At 71.7% G+C, this 15,972-nt stretch carries 10 protein-coding genes; 2 read left to right on the top strand and 8 right to left on the bottom strand.

The window, feature by feature from the left end; all coding sequences use genetic code 11:
• Positions 1 to 86: 86 nt before the first annotated feature.
• Positions 87 to 2,723: a putative bifunctional diguanylate cyclase/phosphodiesterase gene (locus tag IL992_RS00565; protein ID WP_319018233.1), complete on the bottom strand. Its 2,637-nt coding sequence runs from the start codon at positions 2,721 to 2,723 to the stop codon at positions 87 to 89.
• 300 nt (positions 2,724 to 3,023) lie between these two features.
• Positions 3,024 to 3,944: a 2-hydroxyacid dehydrogenase gene (locus IL992_RS00560; RefSeq protein WP_193201335.1), complete on the bottom strand. Its 921-nt coding sequence runs from the start codon at positions 3,942 to 3,944 to the stop codon at positions 3,024 to 3,026.
• Between the two features lie 64 nt (positions 3,945 to 4,008).
• On the opposite strand from IL992_RS00560, the gene IL992_RS00555 reads away from it, so the two are divergent.
• On the top strand, positions 4,009 to 5,187 hold the full coding sequence (locus tag IL992_RS00555) for a PQQ-dependent sugar dehydrogenase (protein WP_193201334.1): 1,179 nt from the start codon (positions 4,009 to 4,011) through the stop codon (positions 5,185 to 5,187).
• Between the two features lie 16 nt (positions 5,188 to 5,203).
• On the opposite strand, the gene IL992_RS00550 is transcribed toward IL992_RS00555, so the two are convergent.
• The 6 genes from IL992_RS00550 to IL992_RS00525 form a co-directional block, all read right to left on the bottom strand.
• Positions 5,204 to 7,168 carry a VanW family protein gene (locus IL992_RS00550; protein WP_193201333.1) on the bottom strand — a complete coding sequence of 655 codons (1,965 nt, stop codon included), beginning with the start codon at positions 7,166 to 7,168 and terminating at the stop codon, positions 5,204 to 5,206.
• A 306-nt stretch (positions 7,169 to 7,474) separates the two neighbouring features.
• Positions 7,475 to 8,983, bottom strand: coding sequence for an Asp-tRNA(Asn)/Glu-tRNA(Gln) amidotransferase subunit GatB (gatB, locus tag IL992_RS00545; protein WP_193201332.1), 1,509 nt, complete (start codon positions 8,981 to 8,983; stop codon positions 7,475 to 7,477).
• Entirely contained in the window at positions 8,976 to 10,166 is a 1,191-nt protein-coding gene (locus tag IL992_RS00540) for an AAA family ATPase (protein ID WP_193201331.1), read from the bottom strand. The genes gatB and IL992_RS00540 overlap by 8 nt, the downstream gene beginning before the upstream one ends.
• A gap of 25 nt (positions 10,167 to 10,191) precedes the next feature.
• Complete coding sequence (gene gatA / locus IL992_RS00535; protein WP_193201330.1) at positions 10,192 to 11,682, bottom strand: Asp-tRNA(Asn)/Glu-tRNA(Gln) amidotransferase subunit GatA; 1,491 nt, start codon at positions 11,680 to 11,682, stop codon at positions 10,192 to 10,194.
• The gene (gene gatC, locus IL992_RS00530; RefSeq protein ID WP_030506108.1) at positions 11,679 to 11,978 is read right to left on the bottom strand and encodes an Asp-tRNA(Asn)/Glu-tRNA(Gln) amidotransferase subunit GatC; all 300 of its coding nucleotides are present in this window, start codon (positions 11,976 to 11,978) and stop codon (positions 11,679 to 11,681) included. Before gatC ends, gatA begins: the two co-directional genes overlap by 4 nt.
• Before the next feature lie 96 nt (positions 11,979 to 12,074).
• Positions 12,075 to 14,171: a putative bifunctional diguanylate cyclase/phosphodiesterase gene (locus tag IL992_RS00525; RefSeq protein ID WP_193201757.1), complete on the bottom strand. Its 2,097-nt coding sequence runs from the start codon at positions 14,169 to 14,171 to the stop codon at positions 12,075 to 12,077.
• 362 nt (positions 14,172 to 14,533) lie between these two features.
• On the opposite strand from IL992_RS00525, the gene IL992_RS00520 reads away from it, so the two are divergent.
• A complete protein-coding gene (locus IL992_RS00520; protein ID WP_193201329.1) occupies positions 14,534 to 15,937 on the top strand; it encodes a glycoside hydrolase family 6 protein in 1,404 nt (467 codons plus the stop codon).
• The last annotated feature ends 35 nt before the right edge of the window (positions 15,938 to 15,972 follow it).

Here is a 15,972-nt window from a genome sequence, read left to right as displayed (position 1 = left end):
CAAGCGCGACGAGGGCTGTGCCCCTGCGCGCCTCCGGCACGGCCCGGCGGATCTAAGCGCCCATACGAGCGACGCGGGGAACACAGCTACGCGGTGTTCTGGAGGGTGGTGGTGGGCATCAGGGAGTCGACGCCGCGTGCGGTCATGGGGCGGGCCACCAGATAGCCCTGGCCGCGCGTGCAGCCCATCTTGCGCAGCAGGTCGAGTTGCTCGGGACGCTCGATCCCCTCGGCGACGACGATCAGGCCGAGGTCGTTGCCGAGTTGCACGATCGTCTTCGTCAGCAGGGTCAGCGTGTCGTCGCGGCCGAGGCCGGAGACGAACGACGGGTCGATCTTGATCATGTCGACCGGCAACTGACGCAGGAACGCGAGCGACGCGTAGCCGGTGCCGAAGTCGTCGATGGCCAGCCGTACGCCGAGGGTCCTCAGCTCCGAGAGCCTGCTGATCATCTCCCCGGCGTCCTCGACCAGCATCTCCTCGATGACCTCGAGGGTCAGCGCGCTGGCGGGCAGCCCGCTCTCGCTCAGCGCCTCCGCCACGGTCTCCACGAAGCGCGGGGCCATGATCTGCCGTGCGGACAGGTTCAGCGCCAGCCCGATGTCCCAGGACGACGCGCGCCAGGCGGCCACCTCCCGGCACGCCTCGCGCAGGATCCACTCGCTGAGCGGCACGATGATCCCGGTGTCCTCGGCCGGCCCGAGGAACTGCTCCGGCGGCACGAACGTGCTGCCCCGCCACCAGCGCACCAGCGCCTCGACGGCGGTCACCCGCGACGTGGCCAGGTCGACCACGGGCTGGTATTCGATCGCGAACTGGTTCTCCAGCAGCGCCCGCTGCAGGTCGGAGGCGATCTCCAGGCGGCGCAGGACGTCGGCGTGCATGTGGGTGGCGAAGACCTCAACCCGGCGCCCGCCGAGCTCCTTGGCGCGGGACATCGCCACGTCGGCGTTGCGCAGCAGGTCACCTGGGGGCAGGTCCTCCTCGGCGAACGCCACACCGACGCTGGCCGTCAGCGCGACGTCCCGGTCCGCGACCCGGAACGGCTCGTTCGAGACCGCGCGTACGAGCCGCTCAGCCAGGTCGATGGCGGTCTGCGCGTCGGCGCCGCCGGACGCGCCGCCCTCAAGCAGCACCGCGAACTCGTCCCCGCCCCACCGGGCGAGCGTGTCGTCGGCCCGTACGGCCGAGCGCAGGCGGCGGGCGGCCTGGCCGAGCAGGTGGTCGCCGCTGGCGTGGCCGACGGAGTCGTTGACGGAGGTGAAGCCGTCGAGGTCCAGGAAGATCACCGCGGTCCCACCGGCGCCGCGGCGGGAGAGCACGTCCCTGGCGCGTTCCTCGAAGTAGGCCCGGTTGGGCAGCCCGGTGACCCCGTCGTGGAAGGTCAGGTGGGTGACCTGGTTGCGCAGGGCCACCTGGTCGCTGAGGTCGCGGATCGTGACCAGGACGAGGTCGTCGTCGCGTACATGCCGGGCGGCGACCGACTCGGTGGGACGCCACGTGCCGTCGGAGGCGCGGAACCGGCAGGAGATGCGGGTGCCGCCCTCCTGCTCGGGCCCGTCGTCCTCGTCCGTCATACGGTCGAGCAGGGCCTGTACGGCCGGCAGGTCCTCGGGGTGGATGTAGTCGAAGATCGGCCGGCAGGTGAGGTCTTCGGGGCGGTAGCCGTACGTCGTCTCGAGGCCGGGGCCCACCTCCTGGATGACGCCGCCGGGGTCGCACACGAGCACGACGTCGCCGGTGTTCTCGGCGAGCCTGCGCAGTTGCTGCTCGCCGACGTCGACGAGGCGGCGCATGCCCGCGGTCTCGACCAGGAGCACGAACAGCCGGCCGAGCAGGACGAGGACGACCGAGGCGGCCACGACCACCAGGGCGGCGTCGTGACTGCTCCCGATCGCGTACAGGGTGGCGACCAGCGTGGCGGCGGCGACCAGCACGAGCGGGGTGGCGGCCGTCAGCGCGGCGGGCAGCGGCCTGGCCGGCCGGTCCTCCTGCACCCACGGGGCGACGGCGAGGACCAGCAGCATGGCCGGGACGACGAGCCCTGCCGCGAGCGGCGCGGTGTCGCCGTCGAGCCGGGCGAGGGCCGTGGCCATCTCCGCCACCGTTATCGCGGTGAGCACCCCTACGCCGGTGAGCCCGACCACCCGGTTGCCCGACCGGGACGCCGCCACGGCCGGCGTGATCGCGCACGTCGCGAGCAGGCAGACCACGGGCAGCGCGAGCGCGACGAAGAACGCTCCGGTGTCCTCCGCCTTCCTGAACGCCGGGCCGAGCACCGCGACCCAGGCCACGGTGAAAACCGACGCCGCGCCCAGGTAGGCGTCGGCCGCCTGGCGTATCACCCCGCGCGTGAACGCGGGTGGTTTCACCGACAGGCCGCAGCCGATCGCGAGCAGCACTGATCCGACGAGCAGGAGCAGGTCGGCGAACGTGAGCACGAACGGCGTGCCGTCGGCCACGGGACGTACGCCGACGCCGAGGAGCCAGGTCAGCGACCCGGCGGCCATCCACCGCCACGCGCCTGGCTGGCGCCGGTGGGCCGGGACGACGCGGGAGGCGGCCATGATCAGCGAGATGGCCGCGAGCAGGCCGGTGACGACCCCCGCGATCGCGGTCACGACCGGCGCCGAGCCTCCGGTGACCAAGGCCACGACGACCGCCACCGCGCCGAGCCCGGCCGCGGTGGTGAGTGGGACCCGGGGGTCACGCCTGACTTTCACGCGCGTCGCCTCTGCACCTGTCGCCGCTTCACCGCCGGCCGTCGTGTCCTCCGGGGTTTCGGCGGAGGCCGGAGTCGCATAAGCGTCGCCGGGCCCGGTGGGGTGTGTCGTCACTGCCCCTCCCGTTCTCGACTCGGCTTTACTCTCCCTGTCACATGGCCAGTGTGCGCACAGCCGCTGATCGAGAGGGGGACAACGAGCGAGTCGTCACCGATCTGATAACCAGCCGTGCACGCTGAGCTTCACCGTACGCACCCCAGGTCACGAGGCAGCCACGTTCCGGAATCCTTAATGGAGCGGTCAGTAATGCCCGGTGATCATGTTATCGAGTGGACGGCCCGTCAGATGACGGATGACCTGTTCCCGCACCAGCCTTCGTGTACGCCGTACGGACGCGGGCGTGCTGCCGGCGACGTGCGGGGTGATGAAGACCCCCGGCGCGGTCCAGAGCGGGTGATCGGACGGCAGCGGTTCGACGGGGGTGACGTCGAGCGCCGCCCGCAGCCTGCCCGCCCGCAACTCGGCCAGCAGCGCGTCGGTGTCCACGACCGACCCGCGCGCGGCGTTCACCAGCACCGCGCCGTCCTTCATCCGGGCGAGGAACCGGGCGTCCACCAGACCGGCCGTCCCCGCCGTGGCGGGCACCAGCAGCACGACCACGTCCGCGGCGGGCAGCAGCGCCGGCAGTTCGTCCTGGCCGTGGACGTTGTCCCTGGCCGTGCGCGCCACCCGGACGATGTCCACCTCGAATCCGGCGAGACGCCGTTCGAGCGCCTCGCCGATCGAGCCGTACCCGACGATCAGCACGGTGGAGTCGGCGAGGACGCCGGTGTGGTGGTAGGTCCACTCGCGTCTGGCCTGGGCGGCCGCGAAGCCGGGGAACTCCCGCAGCATCGCGATCATCGCGCCCACGGCCCACTCGGCCGTGCCCGCGTCGTGGACGCCCCGAGCGTTGCACAGGACCGCCTTCGGCGGCACGTGCGGCAGATAGGGCTCGACCCCCGCCGTCACGGTCTGCAGCAGGCGGAGGTTTGTCATGCGGCCCAGAAGGCCGGGGGTGTCCGGCACCGGGACCAGCGGCGGCACCCAGATCTCCACCTCTTCGGGCGGGCCGGGCGGCGGCGTCTTCCCGTCGTACACGGCGCAGTCGAGGGCGGGGAGCCCTTCGGGCAGTTCCGTGAGCGCGTCGGCGATGTCCTGTGATGCGACCCAGATCTTCACAAGAACAACCTAGGGAACCATCGCCCCCGCCAGCGAGTATGGGTACGTGAGGAGGTCATCGGGGATGGCGAACAGGCATGGCGTGGCCGCGGCGCTCCTGGGGGCGGCCCTTCTGACGGCGACCGCGGCGTGCGCGCCGGGTGAGGAGGGCGGGGGCAGGACTCCCCCGCCGCCGCCCACCGCGAGCGACGTCACGGGTGCCACCACGGGCGCGACTCCGGGTGCCGCCACAGGAGCGACTTCGGGCGCGACTCCGGGCGGCGGTGAGACGAACGTCACGCCGGGCCGGCCGCGCACACTGGTCACCGATCTTGCGGTGCCCTGGGCGATCGCGTTCCTGCCCGGCGGCGACGCGCTGGTGACCGAACGCGAGTCGGCGCGGCTGCTGCGGGTCACCCCGCGCGGCGAGGTCCGCGAGGTCGCCGTGATCGAGGGGGTGTCCGCGAGCGGCGAGGGCGGCCTGCTGGGCGTGGCCGTATCGCCCCGCTACGCCAGTGACCACTTCGTCTTCGTCTACTTCACCGCCGAGAAGGACAACCGGATCGTCCGCTACCGCTACGACGGGCGGCTCTCCGACCGCCGGGTGATCGTCGACGGCATCCCTAAGGGGGCCATCCACAACGGGGGTCGCCTCGCCTTCGGCCCCGACGGCTACCTGTACGCCTCTACCGGGGAGACCGGCGAACGCGGCATGGCCCAGGACAGGAACTCGCTGGGCGGCAAGATCCTGCGCATGACGGCCGACGGCCGGCCCGCACCCGGCAACCCCTTCGGCACCCTCGTGTGGACCTATGGGCACCGCAACGTGCAGGGCCTGGCCTGGGACGACCGGGGGCACATGTACGCCACCGAGTTCGGCCAGAACACCTACGACGAGATCAACCTCATCGAGAAGGGCCGCAACTACGGCTGGCCGGAGGTCGAGGGGGTGGGCGGCCGGCCCGGATACACCGACCCGCTGCTCACCTGGTCGCCCGCCGAGGCGTCGCCGTCCGGCCTCGCGTACGCCCGGGGGGCGCTGTGGGCCGCGGCGCTGCGCGGCGAGCGCCTGTGGCGCGTGCCGGTGGACGCATCGGGCCGCGTCGGCCGTCCCGCCGCCCTGTACACGGGCGAGTACGGCAGGCTGCGCGCGGTGGCCGCCGCGCCCGACGGCACGCTGTGGGTGAGCACCAGCAACCGGGACGGGCGCGGCTCCCCCAGGAAGGGCGACGACCGGATCCTGGTGGTGCGGCCCTCCTCCTGATCGGCGCACCTCTTGGTCAGCCGCAGACGACCCCGGCCCGGGCGACGTAGGAGGTGCGGAAGGTCTGCCGGGAGACCACCTCACCGTCCTGCCGCAGCACCCGCGTCACCGCGGCGGTGAAGCCAGGCTGCCCCTGCGTCGCCACGCAGCCGGACCCGTGACCGGTCACGGCGGGCAGCGACACCCGCTGCCCGACGACCGGCCCCTGCAGGTCCACGTCGTACCGCTTGGTGCTCCACAGCGTCACGGTCAGCGAGGTGCCCGTGGCGGACGCCTGGACGAGCACGCCGTACGGCGAGTCGTTCTTCCACCGCAGGTCCGGGCCGGGGAACGACACGGCGGCCTCGGTGCCGATCGGCAGGTGAGAGGCGTGGAACTCCGGCGGGGTGTGCTCGGCCACTCGAAGCCCCGCGCGGATCACGGCGTTCATCAGGGTGGTCGCCACCTGGGTCATCCCCGCCGCCTCCGTGCCGGCCCGGCCGCGGATCATGGTGGGGCCGATGCCGTCGAAGCCCGCCGCCGCGGTGCGCGGGCCGACGACCTCGTTGAACGAGAACGTCTCCCCCGGTTCCACCAGGCGGCCGTCGAGAAGCGCGGCGGCCGCGCGGATGTTGCCCGCGCTCTGGGGGCAGCAGGCGTAGGAGGTGGTGAAACGGCCGATCTCCTCCCGGACCCCCATCCGCTGCGCCGCGTCGTCGGTGACCCGCGGCGGCCCGTTCACGACCGACACGGCCACCGCACGGCCGCCGCCGTCGAGGGCGGTCAGCACGTCAGCGGCGAGGCGGTCGGTGTCCACCCGGTCGCCCGGCCTGCCGGGCACCAGGACCGGCCGGCCGGCCTTGATCGTGAAAGTGGCGTCGCGGGCCGCCCGCGCGGTGCCGACCAGCGCGGGCTCGACGCCGGCGACCGCCGCCTCGGCGTCGAAGCGCGGCCGCAGGACCGCGCCGTCGGGCGCGAACGTCAGGTGCCGCGCCAGTGTGGCCGGCGACAGGCTGACGGAGGTGGTCCCGTTGGTCAGCGTGAGCGGCGCGGCCACCGCACGTCTCGCCCAGCGCAGGGCGCGCCGCACCTCGGCACGGGTGATGTGCGGCAGATCTCGCGACGTCGGCACCACGACGACGGCCTCGGGGTCGAGGTATCCCCTGACGATCTGGTCGGCCGTCGCTCTCCTGTCGATGACGCGGCCCACCCGCGGATACGTCGGGACCGGGATGACCCCGTCGAACGAGACGTCGCCCTCGCGCCCCGGGTGCTCCAGTGGCGCGGCGATGTCCCTGGCCACCGCCTCGTCGAGTTTGCGGCGGTCCACCGACACGACGGGCTTCACCTCGCGAGTGCCGGTCAGCGCGCTCCACACCTCCAGCGGGCTGGGGAAACCTCCCGGCGCGGCGAGGGCCGTGGCCTCGGCGTCGAGCATCAGACCGGCCTGCTGCGGGTCCACGGTCAGCCGCCGCGTGCCCTGCCGTACGATCAGCGGCGTCCTGGCCTGGGCGTACAGCCGTTCGCGCAGCGTGGCGGCGGCCTCGGCCCTGCTCTGCCCGCCGATGTCCACGCCGAGCACCATCGTGCCGGGCAGGACCTTCCCCGCCATCGAGGCGGCCGGCACGAGATAGAGCGCCAGGAGCAGCACCGCCAGGCCGATCAGCGCGCGGCGGAGCGTACGGCTCTGGGGAACGGGGTCCAGCAGTTCGAGGTCCGGCGGCGGGACGACAACGGGTTCCTCGGACGCCGGGCGCTCCGGGACCCGCCACGGCTCGACCGGCGGAGCCGGCGGCGGGAGGTTCCCGTTGCCGGACGGCTTGACGGCCGGAGCGGCGGGAGCGGGAGGCTCGGCGAAGATGTCGGCCGACACCCCTCGCGGGAGGGCCGAGACCCCGCGGGGCAGCGAGGTGACGCGGCGCACCGGGTGTTTGTGCGGAGGAGCGGACGCCGCCCCGGACGGATCCGTGGGCGGGTCGACGGACGCTCCGGCGTTACGCACGCCTCGGTCTCCTCCGGCTCAAGGTCAACTCCGATCAGTTAACCCTAAAACACCCTCTGCTGGATATGTCCTGAAGCAACACCTTCCGCGCTCGCGTCGGAAGCGATCCGGCCTTTCCATGACCGGGCCGGGCCGGCACAGGGCGGGATAGGCGACGACTGCCGCACCTTCCGGTGCACAAACCACCCGGAACAGGACGACGGCCGACCACGCGGAACCGTGGCCGGCCGTCCTCAACCCTGCTGCGGGTGGACCTGACGCCGCCCCACCGGATCCTTACGGCGAGGCGGCGCTCGTCAGGCATTCCTAGCCCTGGACGCCGAGCTTCTCCAGGATCAGCTCACGGGCCCGGCCCGCGTCCGCCTTGCCCCGGCTGGCCTTCATCACGCCGCCGACCAGCGCGCCCACGGCGGCGATCTTCCCGCCGCGCACCTTCTCCGCGGCGTCGGCGTTGTCCGCCAGCACCTGATCGATGATCGCCGAGAGCTCGCCCTCGTCGCTGACCACCTGGAGACCGCGCTTCTCCACGACCTCGTCCGGGCCGCCCTCGCCGGCGAGCACGCCCTCCAGCACCTGGCGGGCCAGCTTGTCGTTCAGCGCGCCGGAGGCGACCAGCTCGGTCACCCGGGCGACCTGCGCCGGGGTGATCGGCAGGTCGGCGAGCGCCGTGGCCGACTCGTTGGCCCGCCTGGCCAGCTCGCCCATCCACCACTTGCGCGCGTCGGCGGCGGGAGCGCCCGCGACCACCGTCGCCTCGACCAGGTCGATCGCGTCGGCGTTGTGCATGGCGGCCATGTCCAGGTCGGACACGCCCCACTCCTGCTGGAGCCGCTTGCGCCGCGCAGACGGAAGCTCGGGCAGCGCCGCCTTCAGCGACTCGACCCAGGCCGGGTCGGGCGCGATCGGCAGCAGATCGGGCTCGGGGAAGTAGCGGTAGTCCTGCGCCTCCTCCTTCGACCGCCCGGAGGTCGTCTGCCCGGTGTCCTCGTGGAAGTGGCGGGTCTCCTGCACGATCCGGCCGCCCTCGGCAAGGATGGCCGCCTGGCGCTCGATCTCCCCGCGGACCGCCCGCTCGACGCTGCGCAGCGAGTTGACGTTCTTGGTCTCCGTACGGGTGCCCCACTCGGCCGAGCCGCGCGGCATCAGCGAGACGTTCACGTCGCAGCGCAGCGAGCCCTGCTCCATCCGCACGTCGGACACACCGAGCGAGCGCATCACCTCGCGCAGCTCGGTGACGTACGCGCGGGCGACCTCCGGGGCGAGCCGGTCGGTGCCCGCGATCGGCTTGGTCACGATCTCGACGAGCGGGATGCCGGCCCGGTTGTAGTCGACGATCGAGTAGTCCGCGCCGTGGATCCGCCCGGTCGCGCCCCCGACGTGGGTCGACTTGCCGGTGTCCTCCTCCAGGTGCACCCGCTCGATCTCCACGCGGACGGTCTTCCCGTCCACCTCGACGTCCAGGTAGCCGTCCGTGCACAGCGGCTCGTCGTACTGGCTGATCTGGTAGTTCTTCGGCATGTCCGGATAGAAGTAGTTCTTCCGGGCCATCCTGCACCACTTCGCGATGGTGCAGTTCAGCGCGAGGCCGATCCGGATCGTCGACTCGATCGCCTTCTCGTTGGCCACCGGCAGCGAGCCGGGCAGCGCCAGGCACACCGGGCAGACCTGCGTGTTCGGCGGCGCACCGAAGGTCGTCGGGCAGCCGCAGAACATCTTCGAGGCGGTGCCCAGCTCGACGTGCGTCTCCAGCCCCAGCACCGGCTCGAAGCGCTCCAGCGCCTCGTCGTACGGCATGAGCGTCGCGGTATCAGCCATGCTGGTAACCCAGTCCTTCCAATGCTTCGATCATGTCATTCCACCATTGCTGGAAGGCGGGCACCTTCCGCAGTTCAGCGATGCCGGCGGTCTCCGCCACCGACACATAGAAGTTCTGGAGCACGCCGCTCCCGTTCGGGTTGAGACCGGCCCCACCGAGCAGCGCGTCGATAACCGCCTTCGGCTCGGGACTCCGGTTTCCCGCCTTCGGCAGGCTGCGCACCTCCTGCACCTCCCGGCAGGCAGGGAAGGACTCGATCACAAGGTCCTCCAGGGCCCGCCGCAGCAGGATCGTCAGGAACCAGTCATCCGACGGCCCCTCCCTGATGAGAACGCAGCTCAGGCTCCGCATCAGACCGGTTCCTCCGCCCCGGCCCGGAACCTGTCGAGCTCCGAGTCCGTGACCCGCGGCCATCGCTCGCCGTCCACGCGCACCGCACCCGCATCCTCGCGCAGCCGCCGCACCCGGCTTACCCGGCTGGCGACACCGCCCTCCAGGACGGTGGTCATATCGAGGAACGCGATGTTCTCGCGGGGCACCGCGTCGAGCACCACCGGAGAGTGGCTCGTGAAGATCGTGGGAAGGACCACCCAACTCGCTCGCCCGGCGCAGGCTTCCCGCCTCCAGGTGCAGGAAGCGCATCCTCGCGAATTCGTCCCACAGGTGGCGCGGGACGAGCCGGTCATTCGCCGCCACCGGACCGGCGTTCTTGTGGAACAGCACGAGCTCCAGCAGACCCGGCTCCTTCTTGAGAAAGCGGGTCTGCAGTTCAGGCGCGACCTCCAGGGCGATCTCCTCCCCGTGCGGCCCTCGGAGTCGCTGCGTGAGGGCGACGATTCCCTCGAGCGCGCCCTCCGGTTCCGCCCAAGCGAGATCCATCTCGTAGCGCCATCGAACCGGCACGCCCTTGGGTAGTTCGGCGAGAGAGAACTCCAGGGCGAAGGTCATCCGATCGGCCCGCGTGCCGTCTCCGCGCCTGCGGAACAGGCCACGAGGATCGCCACGTACTTCGGCCACTGCCGGGTCCAGGCCGCGGGTGGCGGCCGCCGAGACGAAGTTCAACGCGTCGAGCAGGTTCGATTTGCCGCTGGCGTCGGTGCCGATGAGCACGAGGAACGGGGGCAGATCCAGCGCGAAGTTCTCGAACGACTTGAAGCCGTCGATCTCGATGCGGGTGATCATGCCGCCGTTCCCCTCCCCTCGGCGACTAGAGCGCGGGCGCGCGGGACAGCAGCGGGCCGCCCCACCGGCTCTCGAAGGCCTTCTCCACGGCGGCGCCGACCCGGTAGCAGCGGTCGTCGGCCAGGACCGGGGCCATTACCTGCAGTCCGACCGGCAGGCCGTCCTCGTCGGCCAGGCCGCACGGCACCGAGATCGCCGCGTTGCCGGCCAGGTTGGTCGGGATCGTGCACAGGTCGGCGAGGTACATCGCCATCGGGTCGTCGGCCCGCTCCCCGATCGGGAACGCGGTGGTCGGCGTGGTCGGCGAGACCAGCACGTCCACCTGCTGGAAGGCCGCCTCGAAGTCGCGCATGATCAGCGTGCGGACCTTCTGGGCCTGCCCGTAGTAGGCGTCGTAGTAGCCGGACGACAGGGCGTACGTGCCGAGCATGATGCGCCGCTTGACCTCGGGCCCGAAGCCGGCCGCCCGGGTCAGGGCCATGACCTCCTCGGCGCTGCGGGTGCCGTCGTCGCCGACGCGCAGGCCGTACCGCATCGCGTCGAAGCGGGCCAGGTTGGACGAGCACTCCGACGGCGCGATCAGGTAGTACGCGGGCAGCGCGTAGGTGAAGGTCGGGCACGAGACCTCGACGACCTTGGCCCCGAGCGACTCCAGCAGTTCGACGGCATCGTTGAACCGGGCGAGGACGCCGGGCTGGTAACCCTCCCCGCCGAACTCCTTGACCACGCCGACCCGCATGCCCGCCACGTCGGCGTGCCGCGCGGCCTCGACGACCGGCGGGACCGGCGCGTCGATCGAGGTCGAGTCGAGCGGGTCGTGGCCGGAGAACGCCTCGTGCAGCAGCGCCGCGTCGAGCACGTTGCGAGCGAACGGACCGGGCGTGTCGAGCGAGGACGCGAACGCGATCAGCCCGTAGCGGGACGAGCCGCCGTACGTCGGCTTCATGCCGACGATGCCGGTCACCGCGGCGGGCTGGCGGATCGAGCCGCCGGTGTCGGTGCCGGTGGACAGCGGCGCCTCGTAGGCGGACACCGCGGCCGACGAACCGCCGGAAGAACCGCCGGGGATCCTGTCCAGGTCCCAGGGGTTGTGGGTCGGGCCGTACGCCGAGTTCTCCGTGGACGACCCCATGGCGAACTCGTCCAGATTGGTCTTGCCGAGGATCACCAGGCCGGCCTCGCGCAGGCGGCGGGTCACGGTCGCGTCGTACGGCGGGCGCCAGCCTTCAAGGATCTTCGAGCCGGCGGTCGTCGGCATGCCGGTCGTGGTGAACACGTCCTTGTGCGCGATCGGCACCCCGGCGAGCGGCCCGAGCGTCTCACCGGCGGCGATGCGCTCGTCGACCGCGCGGGCCTGCGCCAGCGCGGACTCCGCGTCCACGTGCAGGAATGCGTTGACCCGGCCGTCGACCTCGGCGATCCGGTCGAGGTGGGCCTGGGCGACCTCGACGGCGGTGACCTCTCGGGAGGCGACCAGCGCGCCGAGCTCGGCGGCGGTCTTGCGAATCAGGCTCATTCTTCCTCCCCGAGGATCCGCGGCACGCGGAAGCGGTCGTCCTCCACGGCGGGCGCGCCGGACAGGGCGCCCTCGGGCGTGAGGCCGGGCCGTACGTCGTCGGGCCGGAACACGTTGGTCAGCGGAAGCGCGTGCGAGGACGGCGGAATGTCGTCGGCCGCCACCTCCGCGACGCGGGCGACGGCGCCGACGATCTGGTCGAGCTGGGCGGCGAAGTGGTCGAGCTCGTCGTCGGCCAGTGCCAGCCGGGACAGCCGGGCGAGGTGAGCGACCTCATCGCGGGTTATGGCGGACATGAGTCGTCGAACCCGTTTCATGATGGAGATTGGACCTACCCATCCTAGGGCTCGCCACCGAGCGCGGCCGACCCGACGACGCCGCGTCACATGGTCTTAATGTGGCCCCTTGATCGTGGCCGGTTCAGTGCGGCGCGAGACGGGCGCGCCGCTCTCGCGGTCCCGGAAGGCGGCGCTGAGCCGGCCGCGCAACCAGGTGGTCGCCTCGCTCGCGGGCATGGGCTTGGCCAGCCACCACCCCTGGCCCGCGTGGCAGCCCATCTCCCGCAGCCGCGTCGCGACCTCCGTTGACTCGACCCCCTCGGCGACCGACCTCAGCCCGAGGGACCGTACGAGGTCGATGATCGAGCGGACGATCCGCTCGTCGTCCGGCGACTCGCCGAGCCGGCGTACGAACGACGCGTCGATCTTGACCTCGGAGACCGGGAGCCGCTGGAGCCGGACCAGAGAGGAGTAGCCGGTGCCGAAGTCGTCCAGGGCCAGCTGGATGCCGAGACCGGCCAGGGTGCGGATGGCCTCGGCGCTGTAGGCCTGGTCGGTCATGAGGATGCGCTCGGTGACCTCCAGCCGGATGGCCTCGGGAGGCAGATCCAGCTTCTCCAGTCCGGACTCCAGTTGCTCTGGCAGGCTCGAATCCAGCAGATCGCGGGCCGACACGTTGACCGAGACCGGCACGTCGACGCCCGCGTGCCACCATCGGGCCGCCTGCCGCAGCGCGTGGCCGATGACGTGCTGGGTGAGCTCGCGCATCAGGTACGACTGCTCGGCCAGCGGGATGAACTCGGCGGGCGAGATCGGCCCGCGCACCGGGTGCCACCAGCGCAGCAGCGCCTCGACGCCCTCGACCCTCCCGTCCTCCAGGCTTACCTTGGGCTGATAGTGGAGCTCCAGCTCGTCGGCGTCGATCGCCCGGCGCAGGTCGCCGAGCAGGCTCAGCCGTTCCGGCGAGTTGCGGTCCTTGCCCGGCAGGTAGAACTCGACACCGGTACGGCCCTCCTTGGCCAGGTACATCGCCACGTCCGAACGTTGCATGAGCAGCTCGAAGTCCGGCGCGTGGTCGGGGTAGAGCGCGATGCCGATCGACGCGTCGAGGTCGAAGGTCATGCCCTCGAGGCGTACCGGCTCGGTCAGTGCGACCCGCAGCCGCGAGGCGACCTCCTTGGCCGCGTGGGCGTCCCTGATCGACGGCAGCAGCACCGCGAACTCGTCCCCGCCGAGGCGGGCCACCACGTCGCCGGGCCGCACGCTGTGGGTGAGCCGGTGGGCCACGATCTGCAGCAGCCGGTCGCCGACAGGATGGCCGAGCGTGTCGTTGACCTCCTTGAAGCGGTCGAGGTCGAGCAGCAGCAGCCCCACCCGCTCGTGCTCGCGCGCCTCGGCGAGGGCCTCTTCCGTGCGCAGGATGAGCATCTTGCGGTTCGGCAGGCCGGTGAGCCCGTCGTGGGTCGCCTGGTGGTCGCGACGCAACGAGAGCGTCGCGGTGAAGTAGACCGCGGTCAGCGGCGCGACGAACAGCGGCACCAGGGCCGTGGAGTGCGCCATGACGACCACGACCAGGGGCGCGAGGCCGAGCAGCGCCCCGTAGACGAGGGCCTGCGGGCCGATCGACGCCTTCATCACCCGGGCCAGCGGCCGGCGCTCGTGCAGCGCCACCGCCTGGCAGACCAGGATCGCGCGGACCGCGAAGTACGCCGCCGCGGCCAGCGCGATGGCGGGGATGTCCCCGCCGTCGGGCGTCCAGGGCGCGCGGGGCGCCGGATGCGCGCCGAACGCGGCGAAGGCCGCCGCGGCCGCCGTGCAGGCGAGGGTCACCTGGGCGAGGTTGAACAGCACCCGGTGCCAGGCCCTGCGGTGCACCAGCCCGCTGACCACCACGGCGACCGCCTGCATCAGCGCCGCCGTCGGCAGGCCCTGGTACATCAGCACGGCGAAGGTGAACATCGTGGAGGTCGGCGTGCCCCCGACCAGCGTCGAGGAGCTGAACATGACCGGGCGCAGCTCGCCCAGCACCACCAGGACGGTCAGCATCCAGAACAGCGGAGTGCGGGCCACCTCGCCCAGCTCGCCGAAGCCGAGCCGTACCTGTGCGATCACCAGCGTGGTGACGCCGACGGCGGTGACCGCCGTGAGGTAGGCCCACAGGGGCGAGCCGGGGCGCGGTCCGGTGTCCCGGGTGTCGACGGGCGTGGACATTTCGCCCAGGTCGACGGCGGGCAGGAGGACGCGTGGCACCCCGGCAAGCGGCATAAGACCGCGTGAAAGCGTCATCGGTAAGAAACCCCCCAAGAGGTCACTATGGGAGGGTACGGCCTCTGGGCCACTTCGCGAAACCGCTTGGGCACACTGCGTCACCATGATTTCTGGAGATATCACGGCCTGGCCGGACTTGCGGTGAAAGTTTCAAATGCTCCACAGGTCCGATCCCCCGCCCGCCTGCGCCTATTAGGTTGGACGCCCAGACAAACCCCAAGCGGCCCTTCTTGGACCCGCCATCGGCTCCCTACCATCCGAGAGAACTGTGGGAGCGCTCCCACATTACCGGACGGAGTATTTCCATGTCTCGCAGATTGACGGCGGCTGTGCTCACAGCGGTCGCCACGGCCGCGGTGGGAGCGTCCGTGCTCTCCTCCTCCGCCGCACAGGCCGCCGACTCCGCCTTCTACGTGGATCCGACGACCAACGCCGCCAAGTGGGTGGCCGCCAACCCCGGTGACAGCAAGACCCCGGTGATCAGGGACCGTATCGCCGCCGTCCCACAGGGCCGGTGGTTCGCCAGCTACAACCCCTCGACGGTGCGCGGCCAGGTCGACGCCTACGTCGGCGCCGCAGCGGCGGCCGGCAAGATTCCGATCATGGTCGTGTACGAGATGCCGAACCGCGACTGCGGCGGCGCGAGCGCCGGCGGGGCGCCCGACCACGCGTCGTACCGCGCCTGGATCGACCAGGTCGCCGCGGGTCTCGGCGGGCGGCCGGCCTACATCGTCCTGGAGCCCGACGCCCTGTCGATCATGCCGAACTGCATGAACTCCTCGCAGCAGGCCGAGGTCCAGGCCTCCATGGCGTACGCCGGCAAGAAGTTCAAGGCCACCTCCCCGAACGTCAAGGTCTTCTTCGACGCGGGCAACGACGCGTGGGTGGGCGCCTCCGACATGGCCAACCGGCTGCGGGGTGCCGACGTCGCCAACAGCGCGGACGGCATCGCGCTCAACGTCTCCAACTACCGGTACACCTCCGGCACTGTCTCCTACGCCAAGAACGTAATCGCGGCCACCGGCGTGTCCTGGCTGAAGGCCGTGATCGACACCAGCCGCAACGGCAACGGCCCGGTCGGCACCGAGTGGTGCGACCCGGCCGGCCGTGCCACCGGCACCTGGAGCACCACGAACACCGGCGACTCGGCGATCGCCGCGTACCTGTGGGTCAAGCCTCCGGGCGAGTCCGACGGCTGCATCGCCCCTGCGGGCCAGTTCGTGCCGCAGCGGGCCTACGACCTGGCGATGGCCGCCCCGTACACCCCCTCGCCGTCCCCGTCGCCGACCCGGTCCCCGTCGCCCTCGCCGTCCCCGTCCCCCTCGGCTTCGCCGTCGCCGTCCCCGTCTCCGTCGGCCTCGCCCTCCGCGTCGCCGTCGCCGTCGCCGACCTTCACCGGCAACCGGGGTTGTACGGCGGTCTACAAGGTCGTCAGCTCGTGGCAGGGCGGCTTCCAGGGTGAGGTCACAGTGACCAGCGCGGGCACCTCGGCGATCAACAACTGGACCGTGAAGTGGACGATGCCCGGCGGGCAGTCCATCAGCCAGTCGTGGAACGCCAACCTCACCGGCAGCAGCGGCAGCATCACCGCCACGAACCTGAGCTGGAACGGCAACATCGCTCCCGGCGCGAGCGCCACGTTCGGCTTCCTCGGCAGCTCCAGCGGGACCCCGTCCACCCCGTCCCCGCTGGTCTGCACCACCTCCTGACCCTCACCGCATAGTCCAGGCGTGCCGTACGGCTC

It is taken from the genome of Microbispora sitophila (genome assembly GCF_014892245.1).
GTDB lineage: Bacteria > Actinomycetota > Actinomycetes > Streptosporangiales > Streptosporangiaceae > Microbispora > Microbispora siamensis.
This window is presented reverse-complemented; position numbering and strand designations above follow the sequence as displayed.

Coding starts and splice junctions, on each gene's coding strand:
- IL992_RS00555 (WP_193201334.1), top strand. CDS start 4,009: ATGGCGAACAGGCATGGCGTGGCCGCGGCGCTCCTGGGGGCGGCCCTT.
- gatA (WP_193201330.1), bottom strand. CDS start 11,682: ATGAGCCTGATTCGCAAGACCGCCGCCGAGCTCGGCGCGCTGGTCGCC.
- IL992_RS00540 (WP_193201331.1), bottom strand. CDS start 10,166: ATGATCACCCGCATCGAGATCGACGGCTTCAAGTCGTTCGAGAACTTC.
- gatB (WP_193201332.1), bottom strand. CDS start 8,983: ATGGCTGATACCGCGACGCTCATGCCGTACGACGAGGCGCTGGAGCGC.
- IL992_RS00520 (WP_193201329.1), top strand. CDS start 14,534: ATGTCTCGCAGATTGACGGCGGCTGTGCTCACAGCGGTCGCCACGGCC.
- gatC (WP_030506108.1), bottom strand. CDS start 11,978: ATGTCCGCCATAACCCGCGATGAGGTCGCTCACCTCGCCCGGCTGTCC.
- IL992_RS00525 (WP_193201757.1), bottom strand. CDS start 14,171: ATGTCCACGCCCGTCGACACCCGGGACACCGGACCGCGCCCCGGCTCG.